Here is a 22,844-nt window from a genome sequence, read left to right as displayed (position 1 = left end):
ATGGCTAGTATGACTTTTTATCCATTGTTGCGGCTACGTGTCGCCCGTTCCAATGAGGCCATCCCTGGACCTGCCCACTCATCATAAACACTGCGCAGGCCCGGCGTCTCAAACGAACAAGAAGGGCAAAACACAATGGCGACGTGCGGCGAAGTATTGGTCAAGTTACTCGAAGATTACGGGGTTGAGCAGGTGTTCGGCATTCCCGGGGTTCATACCGTGGAGCTGTATCGCGGGCTGGCCCGTTCGAGCATCAACCACGTCACTCCGCGTCACGAACAGGGCGCCGGTTTCATGGCCGACGGTTATGCACGCACCAGCGGCAAACCGGGTGTGTGCTTCATCATCACCGGCCCAGGCATGACCAACATCACCACGGCGATGGGTCAGGCTTACGCCGATTCGATCCCGATGCTGGTGATCTCCAGCGTGCAATCGCGCAGCCAGTTGGGCGGCGGTCGCGGCAAGCTGCATGAACTGCCGAACCAGGGCGCATTGGTCGCCGGTGTCGCGGCGTTCTCCCACACCTTGATGTCGGCCGCCGAATTGCCGGGCGTGCTGGCCCGTGCCTTTGCGCTGTTCCAGGCCGGCCGTCCGCGTCCGGTGCACATCGAAATTCCGTTGGACGTACTGGTTGAAGAAGCCGATGACCTGCTGACCAGCGTACCGGTGAACATCGACCGCGCCGGTGCATCGCCATCCGCCGTTTCGCGTATGACCGAGTTGCTGGCCGGCGCCAAGCGTCCGCTGATTCTCGCCGGTGGCGGTGCCATCGATGCCGCTGCCGAATTGACTGAACTCGCTGAATTGCTTGATGCGCCGGTGGCCCTGACCATCAACGCCAAAGGCATGCTCGAATCCAATCACCCGCTGCTGATCGGCTCGACCCAAAGCCTGGTCGCGACCCGCGCTCTGGTGGCCGAAGCCGACGTGGTATTGGCGATCGGCACCGAGCTGGCCGAGACCGATTACGACGTCACCTTCGCCGGTGGTTTCGAAATTCCGGGCCAACTGTTGCGCGTGGACATCGACCCGGACCAGACCGTGCGCAACTACCCGCCGCACGTGGCGCTGGTGTCCGACTCGCGCAATGCCGCCCAGGCCTTGCTCAGCGCGCTGTCCCACAAGTCCCTGGCCGAGCGCCGCAACGATTGGGGCCAGGTGCGTGCCGCTCGTTTGCGTGAAGAACTGAACGAGGGCTGGGATGCCCCGACACTGGCGCAAACGCGCTTCCTCGAGACCGTTCTGCACGAGCTGCCAGACGCGGTGTTTGTCGGCGATTCGACCCAACCTGTCTACACCGGCAACCTGACCTTCAACCCCGAGCGCCCGCGTCGCTGGTTCAACTCGTCCACCGGTTACGGCACCTTGGGTTACGCCTTGCCGGCAGCGATTGGCGCCTGGCTCGGTGGCAGCGTCGAGGGCGGTTCGCGTCCTCCGGTGGTGTGCCTGATCGGTGACGGCGGCCTGCAATTCACCCTGCCGGAACTGGCCAGCGCCGTTGAAGCGCGCACCCCGGTGATCGTGCTGCTGTGGAATAACCAGGGCTACGAAGAGATCAAGAAATACATGGTCAACCGCGCCATCGAGCCAGTCGGCGTGGACATCTACACCCCGGACTTCATCGGCGTGGCCAAGGCCTTGGGCTGCGCGGCGGAAGCCATCAGCGGCGTCGAGCAACTGCGCACCGCACTGCGTGCTGCGGCGGATCGCCAAGGCCCGTCCCTGATTGAAATCGATCAGACCCAGTGGATGAAGGCGGTGTCGAAATGAGTTTTCCAACCACCCTCGACGGTCTGTTCATCAACGGCCAATGGTCGGCCGGCAACGAACACTTGCGCGTGATCAACCCGGCGACCGAAGCCTTGTTGACCACCGTCAATGGCGGCGATACACAGTCTGTCGATCACGCGGTGAGCGCGGCGACCGCTGCGTTTGCCGACTGGTCGAAAACCAGCGGTGCCGAGCGCGGCGCGATCCTGCGCAAAATCGCCGTGGGCGTGCAGGCCGGTCGCGAACAGTTGATGCATTTGCAGTCGAGCAACAACGGCAAGCCGCTGTTCGAAGCGGCCATCGATGTCGATGACGTGATCGCTACATTCGAGTATTACGCCGGTCTGGCCGAAGGCCTCGATGCGAAACAAGACAGCACCGTTGAATTGCCGAGCGATGATTTCAGTGCGCGCCTGCGCCGCGAACCGGCCGGTGTGGTCGGCCTGATCGTGCCGTGGAATTTCCCGATGGTCACCACCGCGTGGAAACTCGCCCCGGCCCTGGCTGCCGGTTGCTGCGTGGTGCTGAAGCCTTCTGAAGTGACCCCGCTGCCGGAACTGGAGCTGGCGTCGATCATCGCTGACGCCGGTTTGCCGGCCGGCGTCTTCAACCTGGTGTGCGGCACCGGTCTGGCCGTTGGCGCGCCGCTGTCGGCGGATCCGCGCATCGCCAAGATCTCCTTCACCGGCAGCAACGCGGTGGGCGTGCAGGTCATGCAACGCGCGGCGGAAACCGTCAAAGGCGTGAGCCTGGAGCTGGGCGGTAAATCGTCACTGCTGGTGCTGGCCGATGCCGACCTCGACTTGGCAGTGGAAGTGGCCTGTGGCGGTGGTTTCTTCAACGCCGGGCAAATGTGTTCCGCCACCAGCCGTGTGCTGGTTGCCGATGAACTGGCGGATGAATTCCTGTTGCGCCTGAAGGCGCGGGCCGAAGCCATTCGCGTGGCCGACCCGTTCGACCCGGCGGTGGAGATGGGCGCACTGGTCAATCAGGCGCAATACCAGCGTGTACTGGGCCACATCGATCGTGGTTTGAGTGCCGGCGCCAAGCTGATCTGTGGCGGCAATCGTCCGGCCGACCTGCCGCGCGGTTATTTTTTGCAGCCGACAATCTTCACCGAAGTGCCCCTCGACAGTGCGCTGTGGTGTGAAGAGATTTTTGGCCCGGTGATCTGCGTGCGCAGTTTTGCCACCGAAGCCGAGGCGATTGCCTTGGCCAACGACAGCCAGTTCGGCCTGGTGGCCAGCGTGGTCACGCGCAATGCCGAGGCCGCTGATCGGGTCGCCAACGCCTTGCAGGCGGGCCTTGTGTGGATCAACGCGCCGCAGGTGATCTTTCCGCAAACCGCGTGGGGCGGCTACAAGCAAAGCAGCATCGGCCGCGAGTTAGGGCCTTGGGGCTTGCAGGCGTTCCAGGAAATCAAACACGTGATTCGGGCCGTCTGAGGGCACGAAAAAGGTGAGCGCATGCCTCGAAAGGAGGCATGCGCTGGCGTCATGGCTTCGATGAGTTTTTATCGATAGTCAGGTGTTTTACACGACCTCAGGATGAACTTGCTGGCTCAGCCAAACCCCCGAAAATACGGGGGCCAATGCTGGTCCGGTCGCGCGGATGCAACAGTTTCGACCTGCCTTATACCTACAAAAACAAAGGGAGTCCGTAATGGGCGAACATGATCTGAACAGACGTCAATTCATCAAGACCGTGGGCGTAGCCTCGGTAGCTGCGGCCGCCATGAGCATGCCGTTCATCAAGGCCAATGCCAGCGACACACGCTTTGCCGGCAAGACCCTGCGTTTGCTGACCTGGTCCGATGACACTGGCCTGGCAGCCCTGCGCAACATCGCCGCGACCTTCGAAGACAAGTACAGCTGCAAAGTCATCGCCGACCGCACCGGCAGTACCTCGGAAATGGTCGCCAAACTCAAGGCCGGCGGTGATCGTCCGCAGTACGACATCATCACCCTGGCCGGCGTCGGCGCCGAAGGTCTGGCCGCCGCCAACCTGCTGGAAAAACCCGACCTCAACCGCATCCCGAACCTGGTCGACGTACCGGAAAAATACCGCACCGGCGCCAATGGCCACGGGATCGGTTACCTGCTCTGGTGCAACAGCCTCGTCTACAGCACCCGCACCCAGAAAGAAGCGCCGACTAGCTATGCTGCCCTCTGGGACCCGGAGCTGGCACCGAACATCTTCCTGCCGCCGCCGAACTGGACCGAGGCCATGGACCTGATCATCATCGCCGCCAAACTGGCCGGTGGTGACGAACACAACATTGAGCCGGGCTTCAAGAAACTCGCCGAGCTGAAAGACCGCGTGGTCACCCTGGGTGAAAACCCGAACCAGATCGCCGAGTTGTTCCGCACCGGTTCCCTGGACATGGGCGGCCTGTACGCGCCGGCATTCTTCCCGAAACAGATCCGCGACCCGGCCTACGGCCTGAGCGCAACCTTTGGCATGAAGGAAGGTTTCTACACCGACTTGATGCAATCGGTCATGCCGAAGAACCGTCCGGGCGACACCGACATGGCGTACGCCTTCATCAACCACTCTCTGGACCCGCTGGTGCAGGGCAAGATGGCTGAAGACATCTACAACGGCCCGGTCAACGCCAAGGCGATCATCTCCGCCGAAGCGCGCAAGAGCCCGTTCATCCTCACGCCAGAGCAGATTGCCGAGAAGGCGATCATGCACGACAACGCCTTCCTGGCCACGGTGCATGACCAATGGATTCGTCGCTACACGGAAATCTTTTCTTCCTGATTGAGTGACAACCAAAAGTCTTTAGAACACTGCCCCCCCCTGTGGGAGCGAGCCTGCTCGCGAATGCGTCGGCACATCCAGCATCGATGTGACTGACACACCGCTTTCGCGAGCAGGCTCGCTCCCACAAGGGGAGCAGGGTGGTTCAAGGACTGTGTTTGTCAGCTGCTTTCCATTGACGAGACCCTTGCTATGGAACACCAACCTCTGACTCATCCGGTAAGTGTCGCCCCCGTGCGTGCCCGCCGGGGTGTTTCGCCGACGACCCGCGCCTGGTTTTTCCTGTCGCCGTCGATGCTGTTTCTGGGTGTGCTGATCGCCGCCAGCCTGCTGGTCCTGCGCATGAGCGTGGGCACCAAAGGCGCGGAATGGACCGGGTTCAGCCTGGCCAGTTACGCCCAATTGCTCGAACCGTATTACCTCAAATCCTTGCTGCTGACCCTGCGTCTGGCACTGATCAGCGCAGTGATCGCCGTAGTCCTGGCGATCCCGGTGGCTTACACCATGTCGCGCCTGACCTCACCGTTCGTGCGCCGGGTGTTCCTTGCCGCGGTGCTGTTGCCGTTGCTGGTCAACCTGCTGCTGCAAAGCTACGGCTGGCTGGTAATCCTCGGCCCGGGCGGCATGCTCAATCAGGCGCTGATGGGCCTTGGTCTGATCAAGCGCCCGATCATGCTGCTCTACAACCAGAACGGCGTCTTGATGGGCCTGGTGCAAACCGCGTTCCCGCTCGCTGTGTTGCCAATCGCCAGCGCCATGCGCGGCGTCGCCCGTACTTACGAAGAAGCCGCCGCGACCCTGGGCGCCAGTCGCTTCCAGGTGTTCCGCCAGGTGGTGTTGCCGATGAGCATGCCCGGGATCATCACCGGCGCGACGTTGGTGTTCGCCTACAACGCCAGCAGCTTCGTGGTGCCGTTGCTGCTCGGTGGTCGACGCGTGCCGATGCTGGCGGTGATGGTCCATGACCAGATCGCCCCGCTGATGAACTGGCCCGCCGCGTCCGCTGCCGGTGTGGTGCTGATTGTCACCACGCTCGCGATCATGACCTTGTCCGAATACATCACTGGCCGCCGTCGGCGCATGCTGGAGGCTTCGCAATGAGTACCCTGACCAAGAAACGTTATGGGCTGCTGCCGGGCGAAACCGGCAAGTTCGCCGGCATCCTCTCGGGCTTCATCCTGCTGCTGGCGGTGTTGCCGATCCTGACCATGATCGTGATGTCGTTCAGCGGTTCGTCGAACCTCGACTTTCCGCCGAGCAGCTACAGCCTGCAATGGTATAAGGCGGCCTGGCACACCTTCGTCTCGCCGGACGGCAACGACGTGCTGAGCCTGGGCAAGGCCATGACCACCAGCCTGATGGTCGCGTGCCTGACCATGGTTTTCGCCACGATCATCGCGGTGCCGGCGTCTTACGCGCTGACCCGTTGCGAGTTCCGTGGCAAAGCCGTGGCGTTGCAACTGATGTCGCTGCCGTTGGTGTTTCCGATGGTGGTGTTGGGCCTCGCGTTGCTGCTGGTGTTCGACAGCCTGCCGTTCCAGATGACCACCTCGCGACTGGTGATTGCCCACGTGATCCTGGCGTTGCCGTTCGTGGTGAAAAACTGCACCGCGGCGATGCTGTCCATCGGTAGCGAAGTCGAGGAGGCCGCGCAAATGCTCGGTGCTTCGCCGACCCGGGCGATTGTCGATGTGGTGGTGCCGTTGATGAAATCGGGGATTCTGGCGGGTGCGCTGCTGGCGTTCATCGTCTCGTTCAACGAATTCACCGTGACCTACTTCCTCTACACCATCGACGTCATGACCGTGCCGATCTGGATGTACAGCCGCACCGTGTCTTCGCTCGACCCTACCGTTTTCTCGTTTGCCGTGCTGATTGTGTTGATCGACTTTGTCCTGATTTGGGCGCTCGAAAAACTGGTCGGTGAAGGTGGCGTTTCGTTCTGATTCTTGAGGTGATTCACATGTCTGGTCTGATTCTGGAAAACGTCGAGAAACACTACGGCTCGGCCTGCGCGGTAAAGGATGTAAACCTGCATTTGCCCGAGGGCAAACTGGTGTGTTTTCTCGGCCCGTCGGGCTGCGGTAAAACCACGTTGCTGCGGATGATCGCCGGCCTCGAAACCCTGACCGGCGGCGAGATTCGCCTGGACGGTGAGGACATCGGCCACACCCCGGCGCATCAGCGCAATTTCGGCATGGTCTTTCAATCACTGGCCTTGTTCCCGCACATGACCGTGGGGGAGAACATCGCTTATCCGCTGAAACTGCGTGGCGTCAGCAAGGCTGATCAGCAGGCGCGGGTGGTGGAGTTGCTGGAGCTGATCCAGCTGCAGGAAATGATTGATCGCCCGGTGGCCAAACTCTCCGGCGGTCAGCGTCAGCGCGTGGCGATTGCCCGGGCGATTGCTTCGCGACCAAAAATTCTGCTGCTGGATGAGCCGCTGTCAGCGCTGGACGCCAAGCTGCGCGAATCGATGCAAGTGGAAATCCGTCAGCTGCAACAGCGCCTGAACATCACCACGATCATGGTGACCCACGATCAGCGTGAGGCGATGACCATGGCCGATATCGTCGTGGTATTGGGTGAACACCGTGTGCAGCAAGTCGGCACGCCGATTGAGATCTACCGCCACCCGGCCAACGAATTTGTCGCCGACTTTATCGGTTCCGGCAACATCTTCCCGGCCACGGCGCTGGGCAATGGCAAGGTCGGTTTGCCGGGTGGCGATGCACTGGAAGTGCCGATCTGCAGCAGCATTGTGGTCGGCGAGAAAGTGAAGATGCTGATTCGCCCGGAAGACCTGCAACTGTCGCACCCGCAGGCAACGGCGGGGAATCGTTTGCTGGGCACGGTGACGTTCGTGCGTGATATCGGCGCGACGATTGAAACCACCGTGGAGTGTTCCGGGGTGTCGTTTACGGCGCTGAGCACGCCGTGCCAGGGGTTTGGGTTGAGCATTGGCAACCCGGTGTCGGTGACGTTGCCGGCTGAGGCTTGCCGCGTACTCGGTGCCTGACTGACTGGCCCCATCGCGAGCAGGCTCGCTCCCACAGGGTTCTGGTGTACACCGGTCCATTGTGGGAGCGAGCCTGCTCGCGAAAGGGCCGGCAAGGCCAGCACAAAAATCAGATCAAACCGACAACCGCAACCGCGCCAAATCCCTTAACGGCGGCGCCCCAAACAGCCGGCTGTATTCGCGGCTGAACTGCGAAGGGCTTTCATACCCCACCCGATACCCCGCCGCTGAAGCCTCCAATCCCTCAGCCAGCATCAACCGCCGCGCTTCCTGCAACCGCAGCTGCTTCTGATACTGCAACGGACTCATGGCCGTCATCGCCTTGAACCGGTGATGCAACGTCGACACGCTCAGGTTCACTTCCTTCGCCAGATCATCAATCCGCAGCGGCTGCTCATAGTTGCCGTTCAGCCATTGGATCGCCTGGCTGATGCGGTGGCTCTGGCTGTTGGCGATCGCAATCTCATACAACCGATGCCCCTGCGGGCTGCGCAACAACCGATAAAGAATTTCCCGACGAATCAGCGGCGCGAGCATGGCGATGTCTTTTGGCGTGTCGAGCAAACGTGCCAGACGCAGCACAGCGTCGAGCATGGCGCTGTCGACCCGCTCGACATACAGGCCACGGCCGGTGGGGCGGGTCGGCACACCTAAAGGTCCGGCATCGGCAATCAGCGCAGTGATTTCCGCAGGGTCGATGTCCAGCCGCACTGAGAGGATCGGTTCTTCAGAGGTGACGTTGACGATCCGTCCGCTCAGGGGCATCGAGACCGAGACCACCAGGTAATGCAGCGGGTCGTAATTGAAGTATTCGTCCGCCAGCCGCACCTCTTTGCGCCCCTGCGCCATGATGCACAAGGCCGGTTGCGCGAGCACCGGGGCGAAGTCGTGGGACTTGCTGTGTTTGGCCATGAACAGTGAGCCGACGGCGGTCTCATAATTGCCATCATCCGTTGTATAGCGACGGATGATAGCGGCCAGTTCCGCGCGCTGTTTCTCCATCTCGGCATCCAGCGGGGCTTGAAAATGATCGAGTGACGACATGCAAGGCATCCTCGGAGGGGCTTGAGTAATGGGCTCAGCTTATGTTTGTGCAAGACGAAGCGGTAGACACATCCTGCCTCAACCTTGCCTGATTCTGCACGGGGTGATTTAACGGCGCCTCTAGCATTGGGCAGCCCCCGCAAAACTTGCTTGAAAGCCCTGTTTCATTGACCTGAAAGCCTTGTGCCGGGTGATACGGGTTTTTTGCGACCCGCGCAGGATTGTGCAACAAGCCGGCAGGAATCGACTAACCGTGCTGGCGGGTGCGCGATTAACCTTTGATCCTGTCGCAGCCCGTCCCACGGCTGCCACTCGAGTACCTGGGAGGGTTGAACATGTCTACGCAGATCCCCGTCAGTCATATGGCTTTTGTCCGTGCCCACGCCGGGCGTTCGGTGGAACTCGGTGCGCGCCTGAGCGCCCTGATCGAGCCGACGCGCAATGCACCGGGTTGCCTGAGCTTTAGCCTGCAACAATCGCAGTGTGATGCCGAGTTGTGGCTGGTGTCCGGTTTCTGGATCAACCAGCAGGCCATGACCGCGTACTTCAGCACCCCGGCGATGGAAGTGTTTGCCGAGTTGGTGCAGGACCTGGTGGTCAACAGCCTGGATTTCCACACCTTCAAGGAAGTCTCGGCTGCCCAGGCGCTGGGGCAAACCCAGTCGTGGGTACACAAAATGGCGGGTTGAGGGTTTAATGAGCGCATTCTCAACCAGCCAGGATCCGCGACATGGCACGTAAAGCCTTTGAACACTTCGAAGCCGTTTCCGCAGTAGTACCGGGTGAGGGTGGATACCACGCCGCCATCGCCGTCAAAGCCCTGGGTGGTGCGGGCGCACCGCGTTTCCACAAAGTCCTCGAAGACCAGATCTTCAAGACAGCCAACGAGGCCGATCTGGCCGCCGCCAAAGAGCTGACCCGCCTCAAGGACGTCAAGGAAAACACCGACCTGCTGTGGTGAGTTACCTCTTCGCCCCCGGGCGATACATCTTGAACAACGCCTCTGGCCCCAGCTGAAAATAGTCCGCTGGCCCGCCGCCGCGCAGAATCGGTTCTGCCGCGGCGGTGTCGTAGACGCCATCCTGCAACAGCCATTTGGCAATATGCACGGCGACCACTTCGCCGAGAATCAGCCAGCTCGGCACCACATTCCCGTCCGCGCGCTGCAACTGGATGATCTGCGTGACCTTGCACTCAAAGGACACCGGGCTTTCAGCGACCCGTGGCACCTGAATGATTGTCGAGGCGGCGGGGGTTAACCCGGACAACTCGAATTCATTCACTTCTGGCCCGACCATCGCACAGCTCTGGTTCATCTGCTCGGCCAACGGGCGAGTGGCGAGGTTCCAGGCGAATTCGCCGGTCTGTTCGATGTTATTCAGGCTGTCTTTGCGCCCGATACTGGAAAAACCAATGATCGGCGGAATGTAGTTGAACGCGTTGAAGAAACTGTACGGCGCCAGGTTCAAGCGGCCGTTGGCATCCTGTGAGGAAATCCAGCCGATAGGGCGCGGGCCGACGATGGCGTTGAACGGATCGTGGGGCAGGCCGTGGCCGTTGGCGGGTTCGTAATAGTGGATGTCGTCGGGCATGAGGTTCATTCCAGGAGCTCTCGTGAGATGACCATGGTGCAAGGCCGAGCCAATAATTTCCAGCAATGAGATTCCAATGTGGGAGCGAGCAGGCTTGCTCCCACAGGGTTTTGTGTTGGGTTTTGCTGGCGTGATCAGCCGATCGCTTCGGCGGTGCCGGTTTTGTCGAAGCCGTCAGCGGCGTAGCTGTCAGAGTGGGTGCGTTCGATGGAGGCGCTGGCGCCGTGCTCGTAGGACGCCGAGCCGGTTTTGTCATAGCCATCGGCGGCGAACGTGTTAGCGGCCAGTACGGAAAGCATCAGGAGCAGGAACAGACGGATTTTCATGACGGTCACTCCAAAGGTGGATGAGTCAGACACCTTCAGGGTCGGCGGAGTGCATTAACCGGTGATTAATCGATTGGCTGCCTTGAGTGACAGATTTTTCATCAAGTGATGAATGGGTGTACAGAACCGAGGCGCGGCCTTCGCGAGCAGGCTCGCTCCCACATTTGACCGCATTCTCATGAAAGAACCCGGTCAGTGTGGGAGCGAGCCTGCTCGGGAAGAGGCCAGTAAAGCCACCCTCAATCCAGCGATCAGTCAGTCTCGATCCGCGAATGCTTGCGGGTGTCTTTCATGGTCACGTACACCAGCAACGACACCGCAATACACGCCGTCACATACCAGTAATACCCGGTTTCCATGCCAATGCTCTTGAACCACAGCGCGATGTATTCCGCCGTACCGCCGAAGATCGACACCGTCAGGGCGTAAGGCAAGCCAACCCCCAGTGCACGAATCTCAGTCGGGAACAGTTCGGCCTTCACCACCGCGTTGATCGAGGTGTAGCCGCTGACGATGATCAGCGCCGCCATGATCAGGAAGAACGCGCCCCACCAGGTTTGAACGGTGTGCAGGGTGGTCAGGATTGGCACGGTGAACAGCGTGCCCAGAATGCCGAAGGCAATCAGGATCGGCCGACGACCGACTTTATCCGACAGGCCGCCGATGATCGGTTGCAGGCACATGAACAGGAACAGCGTCGCCGCGGAAATAGTGGTCGAGTCGGAGATGCTCATGCCGACCGTGTTCACCAGGTATTTCTGCATGTAGGTGGTGTAGGTGTAGAACGCCAGGGTGCCGCCCATGGTCAGGCCGACCACGGTCATCAGTTCCTTGGGGTGGCGCATCAAGGTGCGCATTGCGCTTTCCTTGGCCTTTTCTTTCTTGGTGAAGGACTCGGTTTCTTCCATGCCACGACGCAGGTACAGCGCGACCACGGCACACAGTGCGCCGATGGCAAACGGGATGCGCCAGCCCCAGGCGTACAGCTCTTCGGTAGTCAGCACTTGCTGCAACACGATCAGCACCGCCAGGGCGATGAGCTGGCCGGAGATCAGGGTCACGTACTGGAAGCTGGAGTAGAAACCGCGACGATCCTTGGTCGCCATCTCGCTGAGGTACGTCGCCGAGGTGCCGTACTCGCCACCGACTGACAGGCCTTGCAGCAGACGGGCGAAAATCAGCAGGATCGGTGCGCCGATGCCAATGGTTTCATAACCCGGGCTCAGGGCGATCAGCAGCGAGCCGAAACACATCAGGTACACCGAAGCCATCAGCGCTTTCTTGCGGCCGGCCTTGTCGGCGTAGAGGCCCATCAGCCAGCCACCGATCGGGCGCATCAGGAAGCCCACGGCGAAGATCGCGGCGGTGTTCAGCAGTTGGGCGGTGGTGTCGCCTTTGGGGAAAAAGGCCTTGGCGAAGTACAGGGAGAAGGCGGCGTAGACGTACCAGTCGTACCACTCGACCATGTTGCCGACGGAGCCGCTGAAAATCGATTTGATGCGACTGGCAGTGGTTCTTTCTTTAGCCGGCACGGCAGCCGACCCAAGGGGCAGGGCGTTGGAGTTATCCATTGAAGGATCCTTCATTTAATTGTTTTTGTGGAGCGCGTTGAAACGCAGCCTGCTGGGGCTATAGCAGGAGGTGTGCCAAGGGGGGAGAGGGGCGGTTTAGAGGGGTTTTGACGGCTGGGTGAGCGGAAATCCGCTTATTCTGGATTGGGTGTGAGCGGAAAATTGCTTATGTGGTCATGGATTTGTGTTGCCTGTTCCGGCCTCTTCGCGAGCAGGCTCGCTCCCACAGTGGATGGGTGTACACAGTTCAAATGTGGGAGCGGGCTTGCTCGCGAAGAGGCCAGTCCGGACACTGCAAAAATCAGCTGTCAGTCAGGAACATCTCCCGACTCAACCCATGCCGCTGCATCTTTTCATTAAAAGTCCGGCGCGGCAGTTGCAGCTCTTCGAGCACTGCTTTCACATCCCCCTTGTGCCGGGTCAACGCCGCGCGCAGGCAATGCGCTTCGAACGCTTCCTGCTGCGCTGCCAGCGACTGCCCCGGATCGATGCCCACCGGTTCCGGCTCGCCCAACCCCAGCACTTGCCGTTCGGCAACGTTCGCCAGTTCGCGCACATTGCCCGGCCAGTCGTGGCTCAGCAGATGACTCAGCTGCGGGCCCGTCAACGGTGGAAAGGTCCTTCCCAAACGCTCGGCGGCATTTTGCGCAAACGACTCGAACAACAACGGAATATCTTCGCGCCGATCACGCAACGGCGGCAGCCGCAACTCGGCCACATTCAAGCGATACGCCAAATCCTCACGAAAACGCCCGGCCCGCGCTTCATCCAGCAGATCCGGTTTGGTCGCGGCAATGATCCGCAAATCCACTCGAATACTCTGGTTCGACCCAAGGCGCTCAAGCTTCTGCTCCTGCAACACCCGCAGCAATTTCACCTGCTGGGCCAGGGGCATGCTTTCGATTTCGTCGAGAAACAGCGTGCCGCCATCGGCATATTCGAGCTTGCCGATGCGTTTCCCTGTAGCGCCGGTAAACGCACCGCTTTCATGGCCAAACAACTCGGCCTCGAACAACTGCTCGGGAATCGCCGCGCAGTTAAGCGCCACGAACGGCTTGTCGGCCCGCGGCCCGAAGTCATGCAGGCAACGGGCGACCAGCTCTTTGCCGCTGCCGGTTTCACCGCGGATCAACACGTTGACCGGCAACGCCGCCAGGTCCAGCACTTGCCGACGCAACGTCTGCAAACCACGGGACACGCCGAGCAGGGTGGCGTCGAGTTTGGCGCGGTTGTCGGCCTGCTCATGCAGGGCACGGTTTTCCAAAACCAGCCGACGCTTGTCCAGCGCCCTGCGCAAACTGCTCAGCAGGGTTTCCGGGCTGAAGGGTTTTTCGAGAAAGTCATACGCGCCATCGCGCATCGCTTCGACCGCCATCGGCACATCGCCGTGACCCGTCAGTAGAATCACCGGCAAGTCCGCATCGCGACGCTGGACTTCGGCCAGCAACTCCAGCCCGGTCATGCCGGGCATGCGCACATCGCTGAGGATCACCCCGGGAAAGTGCGCGGGCAATTGCGCCAGGCACTCATCGGCGCGACTGAACAACTGCACCTCGAAACCCGACAGGCTCAGCCATTGTTCGACGGCGCTGCGAATGCTGCTTTCGTCGTCGACCACCATCACTGAATTCAGCATGGGACAGGCGTCTCCAGGTCGATGGGCAAGGTCAGGGTGAACACCGCGCCGTTGCCGTGATTGTCGGCACTCAAGCGTCCACCCGCTTCGTGAACGATGGCAAACGATACCGCCAGACCAAGGCCCAGGCCATCGCCCACCGGTTTGGTGGTGAAGAACGGATCGAACACGTTTGGCAGGTGTTCTTCGGCGATGCCGCCACCGTTGTCACTGACCGTCAGGCGCCACAATTGCTCGTCGGCTTCGAGGCGGATTTCCAGGCGCTTGCAGGGTGTGTGCTGCATGGCGTCGAGGGCATTGCGCAGCAGGTTGATCAGCACCTGTTCCAGGCGAATCGCATCGCCGCGCACCCACGCCGGGCGCGTCAGGTGCAGCACCGTGCTGACTTGTTCATCCCGCAGACGCGCATCGAGCAGTTGCAGCGATTGGTCGACCACCGCCGCCAGGTCCAGCCGTTCGCGCAGGCCACTGGGGCTTTTGCGGGCGAAGGTTTTCAGGTGGCCGGTGAGGGCGGCCATGCGTGTGAGCATGTCATCCACCGGTTTCAGCGCCTTGTAGGCGTCGTCGACCCGACCGTGATCGAGCAGCAACCGCAGAGTAGCAAGCTGCATGCGCTGGGCGGTCAGCGGCTGATTGATTTCATGGGCCAGCGCCGCCGACATCTGGCCGAGCGCCGCAAGCTTGGCCGATTGCACCAGCCCGTCCTGAGCGGTGCGCAGGTCGCGGGTGCGTTCTTCCACCAGTTGCTCAAGCTCCTCGCGGCTGCGCTGGCGCATTTTCGCCAGGCGCCAGCGTTGATTGAGGAACAGCAACAGAAACACCAGCGCCAGCCACAACCCGGCAGCGGCGAGCGCGGCATTGCGACTGTCTTCGAACGCGACCTGCGGGCGACGCAACAGGTGCAGTGTCCAGCCTTCGGTGGCCAGCGGCAGCGATTCCCACAGGTAATCCGCCGTCCCGTCAGGGCCGACCACCCGCGCCAGATCGCTGTTGTCGTCGAAGCGGCGCAGGGATTGAAACTCAAGCGGCGTCAGCGGTTGTTTGTCGTACTGGCGGGTCGCCTTGAGCGCGGCGTGATCGTTGTCGTTCAACGGTTTCAACAGGCGATAGCGCCAGCCCGGCTGATTGGCGATGAAGATGATCCCGCGTGCGTCACTGACCAGCAACGTGTCACTGCCCTGACGCCATTCGCGCTCCAGTTCCGGAAACTCGAGTTTCACCACCATGGCGCCGAGAAACTCGCCGTCGTCGCCAGTCACCGCGCTGGACAGGAAGTACCCCGGAATGCCACTGGTCACGCCCACCGCGTAAAAACGCCCGGTGCCTTGGGTGCGGGTCTCACTGAAGTAGGGGCGAAAGCCGTAGTTGTGGCCGACATAACTGCTGGGCAAGCGCCAATTGCTGGCGGCCACGGCGAGGCCGGTGCGGTCGAGCAGTTCGAGGGTCGAGGACTGGGCGGCGCCGTTGATTTTTTCCAGCTTGCGATTCAGTGCGTCCTGTTGCTCAGGCGATACCGTGCCATTGAGGGCTGTGCGCAACTCCGGGTCCAGCGCCAGCACGGCGGGCAGGGCTCGGTAGCGATCGATCAGGGTGTGCAACGAGTTGGCGTACAGCGCCAATTGCTGATTGGCGCGCGCGGCGTCTTCCACCAGGGCCTGACGTTCGGCGTGGCGCATGGCGAAACCGGCAGCCAGCGCCGCGCCCGCCAGGATCAACAAGGTGTACAACGAAAAACGCAGGGTACGAGAGATCGGCAGCATGCTGGCGCTAGCAGGTAGAAAGTCGGGCGGGCACCATAGCATGGCGTGCCCGCCTTAAGAAAAAAGGGGCTCCAGAAGTTCGGGGCCCCCCAATGCTCTACATACGAGTAACAACTGACCTGAGGCTGGAGCTGTTCGAACCGGCAGACCTAAAGCTGGAGATGCTTGATCCACTAGACCTGGAGCTCGAACTTGGGGGCACGGGTACGGGTATTCGACTTTGTGAACGGCTGGCATTGCTGGATCGCCGAGACAATGTTGGCGGCACCGGGGAGAGGGGGTCTATTTCAGACATGCCATAGTGAGGCCCCAATGCTCTGATTGACTCAAGCATATCAATTGTTCTTGATGAACTGCCTATCAAGCTTTCGAGTTTGAGTACTTGATTAATGAGTGTGGTCTGGGCGTTCTCGGGTACTACGCCTGAGGGAAACATCTGTTGCTGGAGAATGGTCGCGTCGAGATTGATTATCAGCGCACTTGCTTCAGCTTTTTTTTCAGCCTTTTCTTTTGTCCCCCTGAACTGGTCAACGTAGCCGCCAACTATCAAGGCCAACGGAGGGCCGATCACCTGTGCAGCAAGGTTCGCGATCAGTCCTTTTGTGGCATAGGCGAGGTTGACAGCTTGGGTTACCTCAAAGGGGGGGACCTCGCCATTTTCCGCTTGAGGCCACGTGGCGGGCAACGACCAGCCCGGGTTAGGCTGAGTCAGTTGTACTGCAAACAATGAGATGTTTGTCGCCAGCGCGGTCACGATGATCGGCGAAGCAGGACTCGAAGTTCCGGTCGGAAGTACCGCCAATCCCAAGGGAGAGTTGATGGCCGATAAAGCCATTCTCTTGCTCCATGCACCCCACTCCTCGACTGGCATGGGGGGAGGTGTCGCAGGGTCTGGGAGGTGGGGGCCGTATTCATTCGCTGCGCCGTCAACGACAGATCCTGTGGATGAACTTTGTTGAGGAGGGAGTGTTATGACTCCACCCATGTCATCAACAAAGTTAATCGGATTGTTTCCCACCATCTGATAAAGATTCAATCCATCCACGGCCCCCAACGGATCCGGATTGATCCACCTCCACAACCACGGCGCGTAATACCGCAACCCGTAGTAGTAGAGCCCACTGACATCCATCTCCTTACCCGAATAGCGAATGGTCTTGTAGCTGACTTCCAGCGCCGAGTCCGCCATCAGCCACGCCGTGCCGCCAAACGGGTAGTAAGCTTCGTGGCTGATCAACTGGGCGTTTCGATCAAGCTCCATGACGCTGGAGCCCAAGTGATCGTCGAGGCTGTAGCGCAACTGATCCTGATCGATACCGTCGGGTTTTTTGCTGACCCAGTGCAGGCAACGAACACTGCCTCGCCCACCGGGTACTGCGATGACGTGCAGTTCTTCGCCGTTGTCGCGGGTGCGGATTTCCAGCCCCGGCAGGTAAATCACCTGGTGGAAGTGCGTGGTCGATGGCGTATGGGTTTCGTGGCGTTTGAAGACGCGCGTGCCCTGACTGTAGCGATACGTTTCCTCATCGTCGAGGCTGTCTTCACGGTGAACCAGCGTCGCCGATGCCAGCTGATCGCGGTTGTTCCAGTGCAGGGGCCGTCCCGGGTTCGAGGCCCGGAGGTTGCCATGGCGGTCGAACAAGCTGTCGAAATCTGGGGCGGGATCTCCCTCTTTATGACGCACGCCCCGGTTGCTGTTCGGGTCGATGAACATCTGTTGGGTGTAGCCGCCCACCGCACGCTCATGGATCAACTTGATCAGGTTGCCGCCGGAGTCGTAGGTGTAGGTTTGCTTGTAGTTGAGATGATTGTTGGGATCACTCGGCAGAGGGCGGCCCGGCAGGTCTGAGCCTGGGGTGGCGTCATGGCCGGTGGCGCCAGTCAGCTGGTACAGCGAGTTGTAGCTAAATTCGCGGTGGCCATCGATAAGCTGATTGGCGAAGTGCACCGGTTTAAAGGTGAGGTCGTCGATGCGCAAGGCGTTACCGACGCGGTCGTAAAAGTACTCGAAGTGCTGGAGCAGGGCTTGCCCTGGTACACCTGCGGTCAACGTCGCGAGACGAGCATCGGCCTCGTCGTAAGTCCAGGTGCTGAGCACGGTGTTGCCGGCCTGTTGCTCAATGATCTGGCCGGCGGCGTTGTACCGGGCCGCTTCCAGAACAGCCTGCCAGGCGCCTGTGGGTTCAAGCAGCAGGTGAACCTGGTGCAGTTGCCCGGCGATGTCGTACCGCATCCGTTGCTGATGATCACCGGCATCGGTCTGGGTCAACAACGCGCCGTGCGGGTTGTAGGTTCGGCTGCTGGCGAAGGTGCCGGCTTCGGTGAGGGTTCGACTGTCGCGCAACGGCTGGCCCTTGAGGCTGAAGCTGCTGAGCTCCAATGCGCCAGAGGGATCGGTTTGTCGGATCATCTGACCGCGAAGATTGTGGCTCGGGTCAGCCAGTGCAGTGGCGTAGGTATAAGCGTCCACGGTGTCTTGGTCGCTTTCTTCAAGCGTGAGCAGGCGCAATTGGTTGTCGTAAGTGCTGCGCCAATGATTGCCGCGATGATCCCAGTGCTGGAGGATTTCACCGGCCAGCCCCTTCAGGGTTGTGCGCCTGCCGGCGTCGACACTGTCAACGTTTGCCGGTTGCCCGGCAAGGGTGTAAATCGTCGACAGGTTGGGCTTGGGGGCGTCGGTCAGTCGCGCGTCCCGTTGCTCTACGAGCCGCCCGGGAGCGTCAAAGCATTGCCGGGTTATGAGGGATTGCGTGGTACCGCCCGCGACATCGCGCAAGTAGGCCATCTGGCGTACCGCCAGACCCCGGGCATCATTGGACGTCACTGACGGGGTTTTCCAGTCGACGGTGTTCATTCGCGCTTGCCTGCCTTGAACCCTTGCGCGCCCGTCGCGACATAGGTGTCATTGAAATCCATTCTGGTGGTGGACCAGGGGTGAATGATTTCCAGCGCGACATCCCCTTTGGCGTTGATGATCTTGATCAGGCGGCCGAGGACGTCGTAGTAACTTTTGTCGTGATAGCCGAAATCCCTGAAAGAGTGGTCATGGATGTAGCCATAGGCATTGGCGAAATAGGGGCGATAGGTGCGTACCGCCAACCCCTTGTTGTTGTATTCCACGCGCTCGCTGATGCGCCAGCGTTGCTCGGCATGCGCCACTTTCGGCTGGCCGTTTTCGATCACCAGTTCGCCGTTTTCCACCACATAAGCCTCTCCAGGCTCTACCCGTTGCTGGGTTTGCAGGGCCCGTCCGAATCCATCGACGATACTCACAATGGTGTGGATTTGCGGCTCTTCTTCATCGTAGTAATAGCGGTCGGCGGCCAGGACGACGCTGTGGACCGGCGCGCGAAGGTTGTTCAGCAGCAGGTCCCACAATGCTTGCTCTGCCGGCGTCCGGGTCTTGAGCCGTGACAGGCGCAGTCGGGCGCTGGCGCGGATGTGAAGGCCAGGCAGCACGTAGCCTTGCAGGATCCAGTCGGTGAGCCAGTCGGGCTTTTGACTCACGGTGTCAGAAAGCCTGCCCATCCAGCTGAACAGATCCTTGCGAAAGGTGCTGGCAGCATTTTGCAGCGCGTCCTGGGGAAATTCGATGGCCGTTGCGGGGCTGGAATCTTCGGGACGGGTGTAGGCGGCAATGGGCAGGAAACCGGCGGGCACAGCGTTTTCCGTTCCGTAATACGTGACGGTGTGCGGGCCGGACGGATCGTAAAGGGCTTCTTCAACGTTTTCGTTGGCATCAATGATGCGCAGCGGTTGCAGTGAGTGGTAGTCGTACGCGACGCGAGTGGTGCAGCCATCCGGTAGTTCGACACTGAGGGTTGCGAAAGCGTACTCGTCGCTGGTCGCCTTGGTCACGCCATGGCTCGGGGTGTCGTTGAATTCAATCACCCGGTAGAAGCGATCGAGGTCTGCATACCGGGCAAAGTTGTATTGGCTGGACCAAAGATTTCTTAGTGTGTCTTCTTCCTCATCCGCCTCTTTGTCCGTCCCGAGAAACAGCGGCATACACAAATAACCGATCTTCGTCAGTTCCTCCCGGATATCAATGGGAGGGTTCACGTCGCCGTAGACATCCAGCGCCGTCTTGTTCAGTTGCGCCATTTCCAGCGGGCCTGCCAAAGCCTCGAACTCGGCGGTGCCGTCCGGCATCACCGTTTGCCCCTGGGTGTTGAGGTAGCGCTGCACTGTTTGCGCGGTCAGCTCCCGCCCGGTCGCCCATTCGGCGCAAGTGAACAGGTCAATGAACGACTCATAGCCAATGGCTTCGGGGTTCAGGCCCGCCGGTGCAGCGCCCTTGGGCAAGACCAGCGCATTGCCGCGTTGCTGATAGGGCAGGCCGAGCCTCCAGCCTTGCAGGTCGACCAGATGAATAAATCTGGCGCGGGTTTCGGCCAGGTAATAGGACTGTTGAGCCGGGTCATGGGCGTCGCTCCACCATTTGCGTTCATCGATATCGGTAAAGGGTGGCTCATCAAGCTCAGTCAGGCGCCGGGCATAACTGACCGTAATGCTGTGGGTGGTCAACCCGAATGCATCCCGCCCCAGGTTAAGGACATGGCGGATCAGTGGGTCATTGATGAAGCGCTCAGAGTGGTAGCTGATGGTTTCCAGCGGCGACACCATCAACACGTTGTCAGGATCGTGCTGACCGCGCTCACGTACTTCACGGACGATGTAGCGGGACTGTTCGACCAGGAACGGAGTGGCCGGGTCATTCTCCGCATAGGTTTCTACGCGCAGCACATTACCGGCAAGCGCGCGGGCGATTTCGTGGGCGGTGGCTTCATCGTCAGGCGTAATGAGTTCTTCACACTCGTCGCCCGGGTGAAAACGACAAAACAGCGTTTTGCCCAACGGGTGTGCCTCGGCGTCACCGTTGAAGTAACTCTCGCCAGGCATGTCGATCTGTTGGCCGGTATGAAACCAGGTGCAGACCAACGCCGGCGCGGTAAAGCTTTCGTCTTCGCCCGAGCCGGTTTCGCTGTCGGTCTGGTGCAGTAACCCGAAGCCACGGAACTCCCGATCCCGGTCGTCGTAGTAACCCTGAAAGTAACGGAAAAACTGGCTCAGGCGATTGCCGGTGATTTCATCGAGCTGGCTTTGATGGCTCACCACCTGGATGGCGAAGGGCAGGTGACAGGTGAGGTGGGTGCTGGTTTTTTCGTCCAGCCATTCTTGTGCCGAACTGCGATACACCACCTCAGTGCTGCACCCCATGTTGTTATTGCTCGCGATCATCACGTACGGCTTGGCGCTGACGAAGTCATAGCGCCAGTGCTGGGGTTTGATGTGTGGAACGGTCAGGATCAGGCTGGCGCAGCCCAGGCCTTGCAGGTCGGCGAGCGTCACCTGGCACAGGTTGTCGTAACGCACGCCTTCGGGCCAGGAAACCCGAGTAGGGGTCAGTTCAATACCATTGCCGCCGAGGTTGAGATAAATATCGAACCCGTCGGAATTCAGATAGATCAGCGCCGGGGCACCCGAGCCATTCAAATCGGCGATACGCACACGTGCCGCGTCGAAGGTGGCGTAATCGAACGTCGGGCCTTCGATGACAAATCCCGTGCCGAATGAGCCGTTCCCAAGGTTCGGCCAGCATTTGATTTCGTCGTGGCGGATGCGGCACAACTCGGTGGTGTCGCTACCCAGCAGGTTGCCCAGAAACACCAGTTCGCTGCGCGAGTTACTGAACAATGGCAGACGGTCATCCTCCGGTGTGTGGTCGACGTCTTCGCCTACGGCGAAGCCTTCCTCGCGGCGATTGGCGTACAGGCGAACAGCGTTGGGGCCGATCAATGCCAACGAGCTGAGGCCATTGCCCTGCAAGTCCCCCAATTGCGACAGGACCTTGAAAAACTCCAGCGGGAACGCCTTGAACGGAATAAACCCTGACCAGCTTCGATCCGGGTTCAAGGCATGGAAACCCGCCACACCGGGTTGGGCGATGACCCAGTCCAGGCGACCGTTTCCGGTCAGGTCCAGCAGGGCTTGATGACTTTGCTTGCTGCGGTCGGCGACCGGAATGTCGTCGAGCGCAGTCCATGGGCCATAGGTGATGCGATCGCCGCCGGCGCTGTCACGCAGGGGTTCGCGGTAGTACCAGCATTGGTCGTAGCGACACAGGAAACCCGGCAACCCCTCGCCGAACAGGTCTATGCATTGATAGTGCTGGCCGTCCTCGATACCTGGCATGTTGTCGAACGGGAAAAACGCTGACGGCTGCGTATTGAGTTCAGCACCCGAATACTCGAACTCGATTGGCGGCGTGCTTTCCACGGCACCGCTGGCATCGTACGCCTGATAATGCGCCGCGATGATTTGGCTGTAGGACCAAGGCTCTACGTTGCCGGAGTACTCCAGCAGCAGGCGGCGGACCAGCGCCGGTTCGTTACCCAGCTCCGCAAAGGTGTGAAACACCAGCACTTGCCTGCAGAGGCGGCGGGTGCCGACTTCAAAGCCCTGGCCATAGGATGAAAAGGGGTCATTGCGGACCAGCCACGGCTTGAGCGTCGGGCCGTCATAAACCGGTTTATCCGTCAGTTCCAGCGTGCGTTCGCCGTAGTCGAACACCACGTGAAAGAGCCACGAAGGTGTCGGTGTCTGTGGCAGTTCCCAGCCGTACAAATCCGCACACGCAGCAAGGTTGCCGTAGAACACGTGATGCAAATATCGTTGCGCGCGGTAGTCGCGCGGGTCAGGAAGTTCGCTCGGTTCCTCTGACCGATATACGTAGCGGATATGCTCGCCATGGGCGTTCACGCTTTCCTGCAACAGCCACGCTGACACATGCAGTGGCGCTTGCGGGTCTGCAACGCGCGAACTGTGGTCTTTGCCGAAAAGGTGCAGGCTGCCGTCCGGGGCGTGCACCAGCCAGAAGCCTTGGGGGGTGGACACGGAACGCCAGAACTCGACGAGCTCGAACGTCTGTTCTACCCGCGGCCGATACCGCACCACCGTATGGTCGCCAATCGATTGGCCACGGTATTGGCTTTCGACTCTGGACTGGATGTTGCCGTCGGCATAGCGTTCGGGCATCAGTTTTTCGCCGGCGGTGTTGAGGAACACGTCGTCGTCGAGATAACGCGGCACGCCTTTTTTGGTTTGGCGGGTGATGGCCGAGAGGCCCAAATACCAGCCGACACCGAATACACCGTTCCCTGACTGGCTGCTGTAGTTCAGTGATAACTGAGGATCAAAGCCTCGGCCGGGTGAAAAAGGCAGCGGCAACATAAATGACGCGGCTCCGGTCGGCCCCACCTTGCCCCAGCTTTTGCCGATGGTGGCGATCGAAGCACTTTTTGCAATCGAGGGTTCAGTGATACTCAGGGATGTTTGGTCTGGCATGGGGCTGATC

General features: G+C 60.4%; 16 protein-coding genes. 8 read left to right on the top strand and 8 right to left on the bottom strand.

Going from position 1 to position 22,844, the window contains the following annotated elements; translation table 11 throughout:
* The first annotated feature begins 135 nt into the window (after positions 1-135).
* From ACWKV5_RS14885 to ACWKV5_RS14860, 6 genes are all read left to right on the top strand, one after another.
* Positions 136-1,773, top strand: coding sequence for a 5-guanidino-2-oxopentanoate decarboxylase (locus ACWKV5_RS14885; RefSeq protein ID WP_483841834.1), 1,638 nt, complete (start codon positions 136-138; stop codon positions 1,771-1,773).
* On the top strand, positions 1,770-3,218 hold the full coding sequence (locus tag ACWKV5_RS14880) for an aldehyde dehydrogenase family protein (RefSeq protein WP_483841833.1): 1,449 nt from the start codon (positions 1,770-1,772) through the stop codon (positions 3,216-3,218). The genes ACWKV5_RS14885 and ACWKV5_RS14880 overlap by 4 nt, the downstream gene beginning before the upstream one ends.
* A gap of 217 nt (positions 3,219-3,435) precedes the next feature.
* Entirely contained in the window at positions 3,436-4,539 is a 1,104-nt protein-coding gene (locus ACWKV5_RS14875; protein ID WP_483841832.1) for an extracellular solute-binding protein, read from the top strand.
* Positions 4,540-4,731: 192 nt separating this feature from the next.
* On the top strand, positions 4,732-5,640 hold the full coding sequence (locus ACWKV5_RS14870) for an ABC transporter permease (RefSeq protein WP_483841831.1): 909 nt from the start codon (positions 4,732-4,734) through the stop codon (positions 5,638-5,640).
* On the top strand, positions 5,637-6,485 hold the full coding sequence (locus ACWKV5_RS14865) for an ABC transporter permease (protein WP_123432993.1): 849 nt from the start codon (positions 5,637-5,639) through the stop codon (positions 6,483-6,485). Before ACWKV5_RS14870 ends, ACWKV5_RS14865 begins: the two co-directional genes overlap by 4 nt.
* 17 nt (positions 6,486-6,502) lie before the next feature.
* Positions 6,503-7,558: an ABC transporter ATP-binding protein gene (locus ACWKV5_RS14860; RefSeq protein WP_483841830.1), complete on the top strand. Its 1,056-nt coding sequence runs from the start codon at positions 6,503-6,505 to the stop codon at positions 7,556-7,558.
* A gap of 114 nt (positions 7,559-7,672) precedes the next feature.
* On the opposite strand, the gene ACWKV5_RS14855 is transcribed toward ACWKV5_RS14860, so the two are convergent.
* Complete coding sequence (locus ACWKV5_RS14855) at positions 7,673-8,602, bottom strand: AraC family transcriptional regulator (protein WP_483841829.1); 930 nt, start codon at positions 8,600-8,602, stop codon at positions 7,673-7,675.
* Positions 8,603-8,937: 335 nt separating this feature from the next.
* Between ACWKV5_RS14855 and ACWKV5_RS14850 the strand changes: the two genes are divergently transcribed.
* Entirely contained in the window at positions 8,938-9,291 is a 354-nt protein-coding gene (locus tag ACWKV5_RS14850; RefSeq protein WP_483841828.1) for an antibiotic biosynthesis monooxygenase family protein, read from the top strand.
* Between the two features lie 41 nt (positions 9,292-9,332).
* Entirely contained in the window at positions 9,333-9,563 is a 231-nt protein-coding gene (locus ACWKV5_RS14845; protein ID WP_483841827.1) for a hypothetical protein, read from the top strand.
* Between the two features lies 1 nt (position 9,564).
* On the opposite strand, the gene ACWKV5_RS14840 is transcribed toward ACWKV5_RS14845, so the two are convergent.
* From ACWKV5_RS14840 to ACWKV5_RS14810, 7 genes are all read right to left on the bottom strand, one after another.
* Positions 9,565-10,194 (bottom strand): flavin reductase family protein, encoded by a 630-nt coding sequence (locus ACWKV5_RS14840; RefSeq protein WP_483841826.1) that lies wholly within the window; start codon positions 10,192-10,194, stop codon positions 9,565-9,567.
* 134 nt (positions 10,195-10,328) lie between these two features.
* Positions 10,329-10,520 carry a hypothetical protein gene (locus ACWKV5_RS14835; RefSeq protein ID WP_483841825.1) on the bottom strand — a complete coding sequence of 64 codons (192 nt, stop codon included), beginning with the start codon at positions 10,518-10,520 and terminating at the stop codon, positions 10,329-10,331.
* Positions 10,521-10,771: 251 nt separating this feature from the next.
* Complete coding sequence (locus ACWKV5_RS14830; RefSeq protein ID WP_483841824.1) at positions 10,772-12,091, bottom strand: MFS transporter; 1,320 nt, start codon at positions 12,089-12,091, stop codon at positions 10,772-10,774.
* Between the two features lie 301 nt (positions 12,092-12,392).
* Positions 12,393-13,727 (bottom strand): sigma-54-dependent transcriptional regulator, encoded by a 1,335-nt coding sequence (locus ACWKV5_RS14825; RefSeq protein WP_483841823.1) that lies wholly within the window; start codon positions 13,725-13,727, stop codon positions 12,393-12,395.
* Positions 13,721-15,487 carry a sensor histidine kinase gene (locus tag ACWKV5_RS14820; protein ID WP_483841822.1) on the bottom strand — a complete coding sequence of 589 codons (1,767 nt, stop codon included), beginning with the start codon at positions 15,485-15,487 and terminating at the stop codon, positions 13,721-13,723. The genes ACWKV5_RS14825 and ACWKV5_RS14820 overlap by 7 nt, the downstream gene beginning before the upstream one ends.
* 97 nt (positions 15,488-15,584) lie before the next feature.
* Positions 15,585-18,341, bottom strand: coding sequence for an RHS repeat domain-containing protein (locus tag ACWKV5_RS14815; RefSeq protein WP_483841821.1), 2,757 nt, complete (start codon positions 18,339-18,341; stop codon positions 15,585-15,587).
* Complete coding sequence (locus ACWKV5_RS14810; protein WP_483841820.1) at positions 18,338-22,834, bottom strand: SpvB/TcaC N-terminal domain-containing protein; 4,497 nt, start codon at positions 22,832-22,834, stop codon at positions 18,338-18,340. Before ACWKV5_RS14810 ends, ACWKV5_RS14815 begins: the two co-directional genes overlap by 4 nt.
* Positions 22,835-22,844: the final 10 nt, after the last annotated feature.

The sequence above is a fragment of the Pseudomonas oplopanacis genome, assembly GCF_057128725.1.
Note: the sequence above shows the minus strand (reverse complement) of the source record. Positions and strands in the feature narration are given on the sequence as shown.

Excerpts from the sequence above, each read along its gene's own strand:
- ACWKV5_RS14870 (WP_483841831.1), top strand. The coding sequence starts at position 4,732 with ATGGAACACCAACCTCTGACTCATCCGGTAAGTGTCGCCCCCGTGCGT.
- ACWKV5_RS14840 (WP_483841826.1), bottom strand. The coding sequence starts at position 10,194 with ATGCCCGACGACATCCACTATTACGAACCCGCCAACGGCCACGGCCTG.
- ACWKV5_RS14850 (WP_483841828.1), top strand. The coding sequence starts at position 8,938 with ATGTCTACGCAGATCCCCGTCAGTCATATGGCTTTTGTCCGTGCCCAC.
- ACWKV5_RS14875 (WP_483841832.1), top strand. The coding sequence starts at position 3,436 with ATGGGCGAACATGATCTGAACAGACGTCAATTCATCAAGACCGTGGGC.
- ACWKV5_RS14860 (WP_483841830.1), top strand. The coding sequence starts at position 6,503 with ATGTCTGGTCTGATTCTGGAAAACGTCGAGAAACACTACGGCTCGGCC.
- ACWKV5_RS14810 (WP_483841820.1), bottom strand. The coding sequence starts at position 22,834 with ATGCCAGACCAAACATCCCTGAGTATCACTGAACCCTCGATTGCAAAA.
- ACWKV5_RS14835 (WP_483841825.1), bottom strand. The coding sequence starts at position 10,520 with ATGAAAATCCGTCTGTTCCTGCTCCTGATGCTTTCCGTACTGGCCGCT.
- ACWKV5_RS14885 (WP_483841834.1), top strand. The coding sequence starts at position 136 with ATGGCGACGTGCGGCGAAGTATTGGTCAAGTTACTCGAAGATTACGGG.
- ACWKV5_RS14820 (WP_483841822.1), bottom strand. The coding sequence starts at position 15,487 with ATGCTGCCGATCTCTCGTACCCTGCGTTTTTCGTTGTACACCTTGTTG.
- ACWKV5_RS14880 (WP_483841833.1), top strand. The coding sequence starts at position 1,770 with ATGAGTTTTCCAACCACCCTCGACGGTCTGTTCATCAACGGCCAATGG.
- ACWKV5_RS14845 (WP_483841827.1), top strand. The coding sequence starts at position 9,333 with ATGGCACGTAAAGCCTTTGAACACTTCGAAGCCGTTTCCGCAGTAGTA.
- ACWKV5_RS14830 (WP_483841824.1), bottom strand. The coding sequence starts at position 12,091 with ATGGATAACTCCAACGCCCTGCCCCTTGGGTCGGCTGCCGTGCCGGCT.
- ACWKV5_RS14825 (WP_483841823.1), bottom strand. The coding sequence starts at position 13,727 with ATGCTGAATTCAGTGATGGTGGTCGACGACGAAAGCAGCATTCGCAGC.
- ACWKV5_RS14865 (WP_123432993.1), top strand. The coding sequence starts at position 5,637 with ATGAGTACCCTGACCAAGAAACGTTATGGGCTGCTGCCGGGCGAAACC.
- ACWKV5_RS14855 (WP_483841829.1), bottom strand. The coding sequence starts at position 8,602 with ATGTCGTCACTCGATCATTTTCAAGCCCCGCTGGATGCCGAGATGGAG.
- ACWKV5_RS14815 (WP_483841821.1), bottom strand. The coding sequence starts at position 18,341 with ATGAACACCGTCGACTGGAAAACCCCGTCAGTGACGTCCAATGATGCC.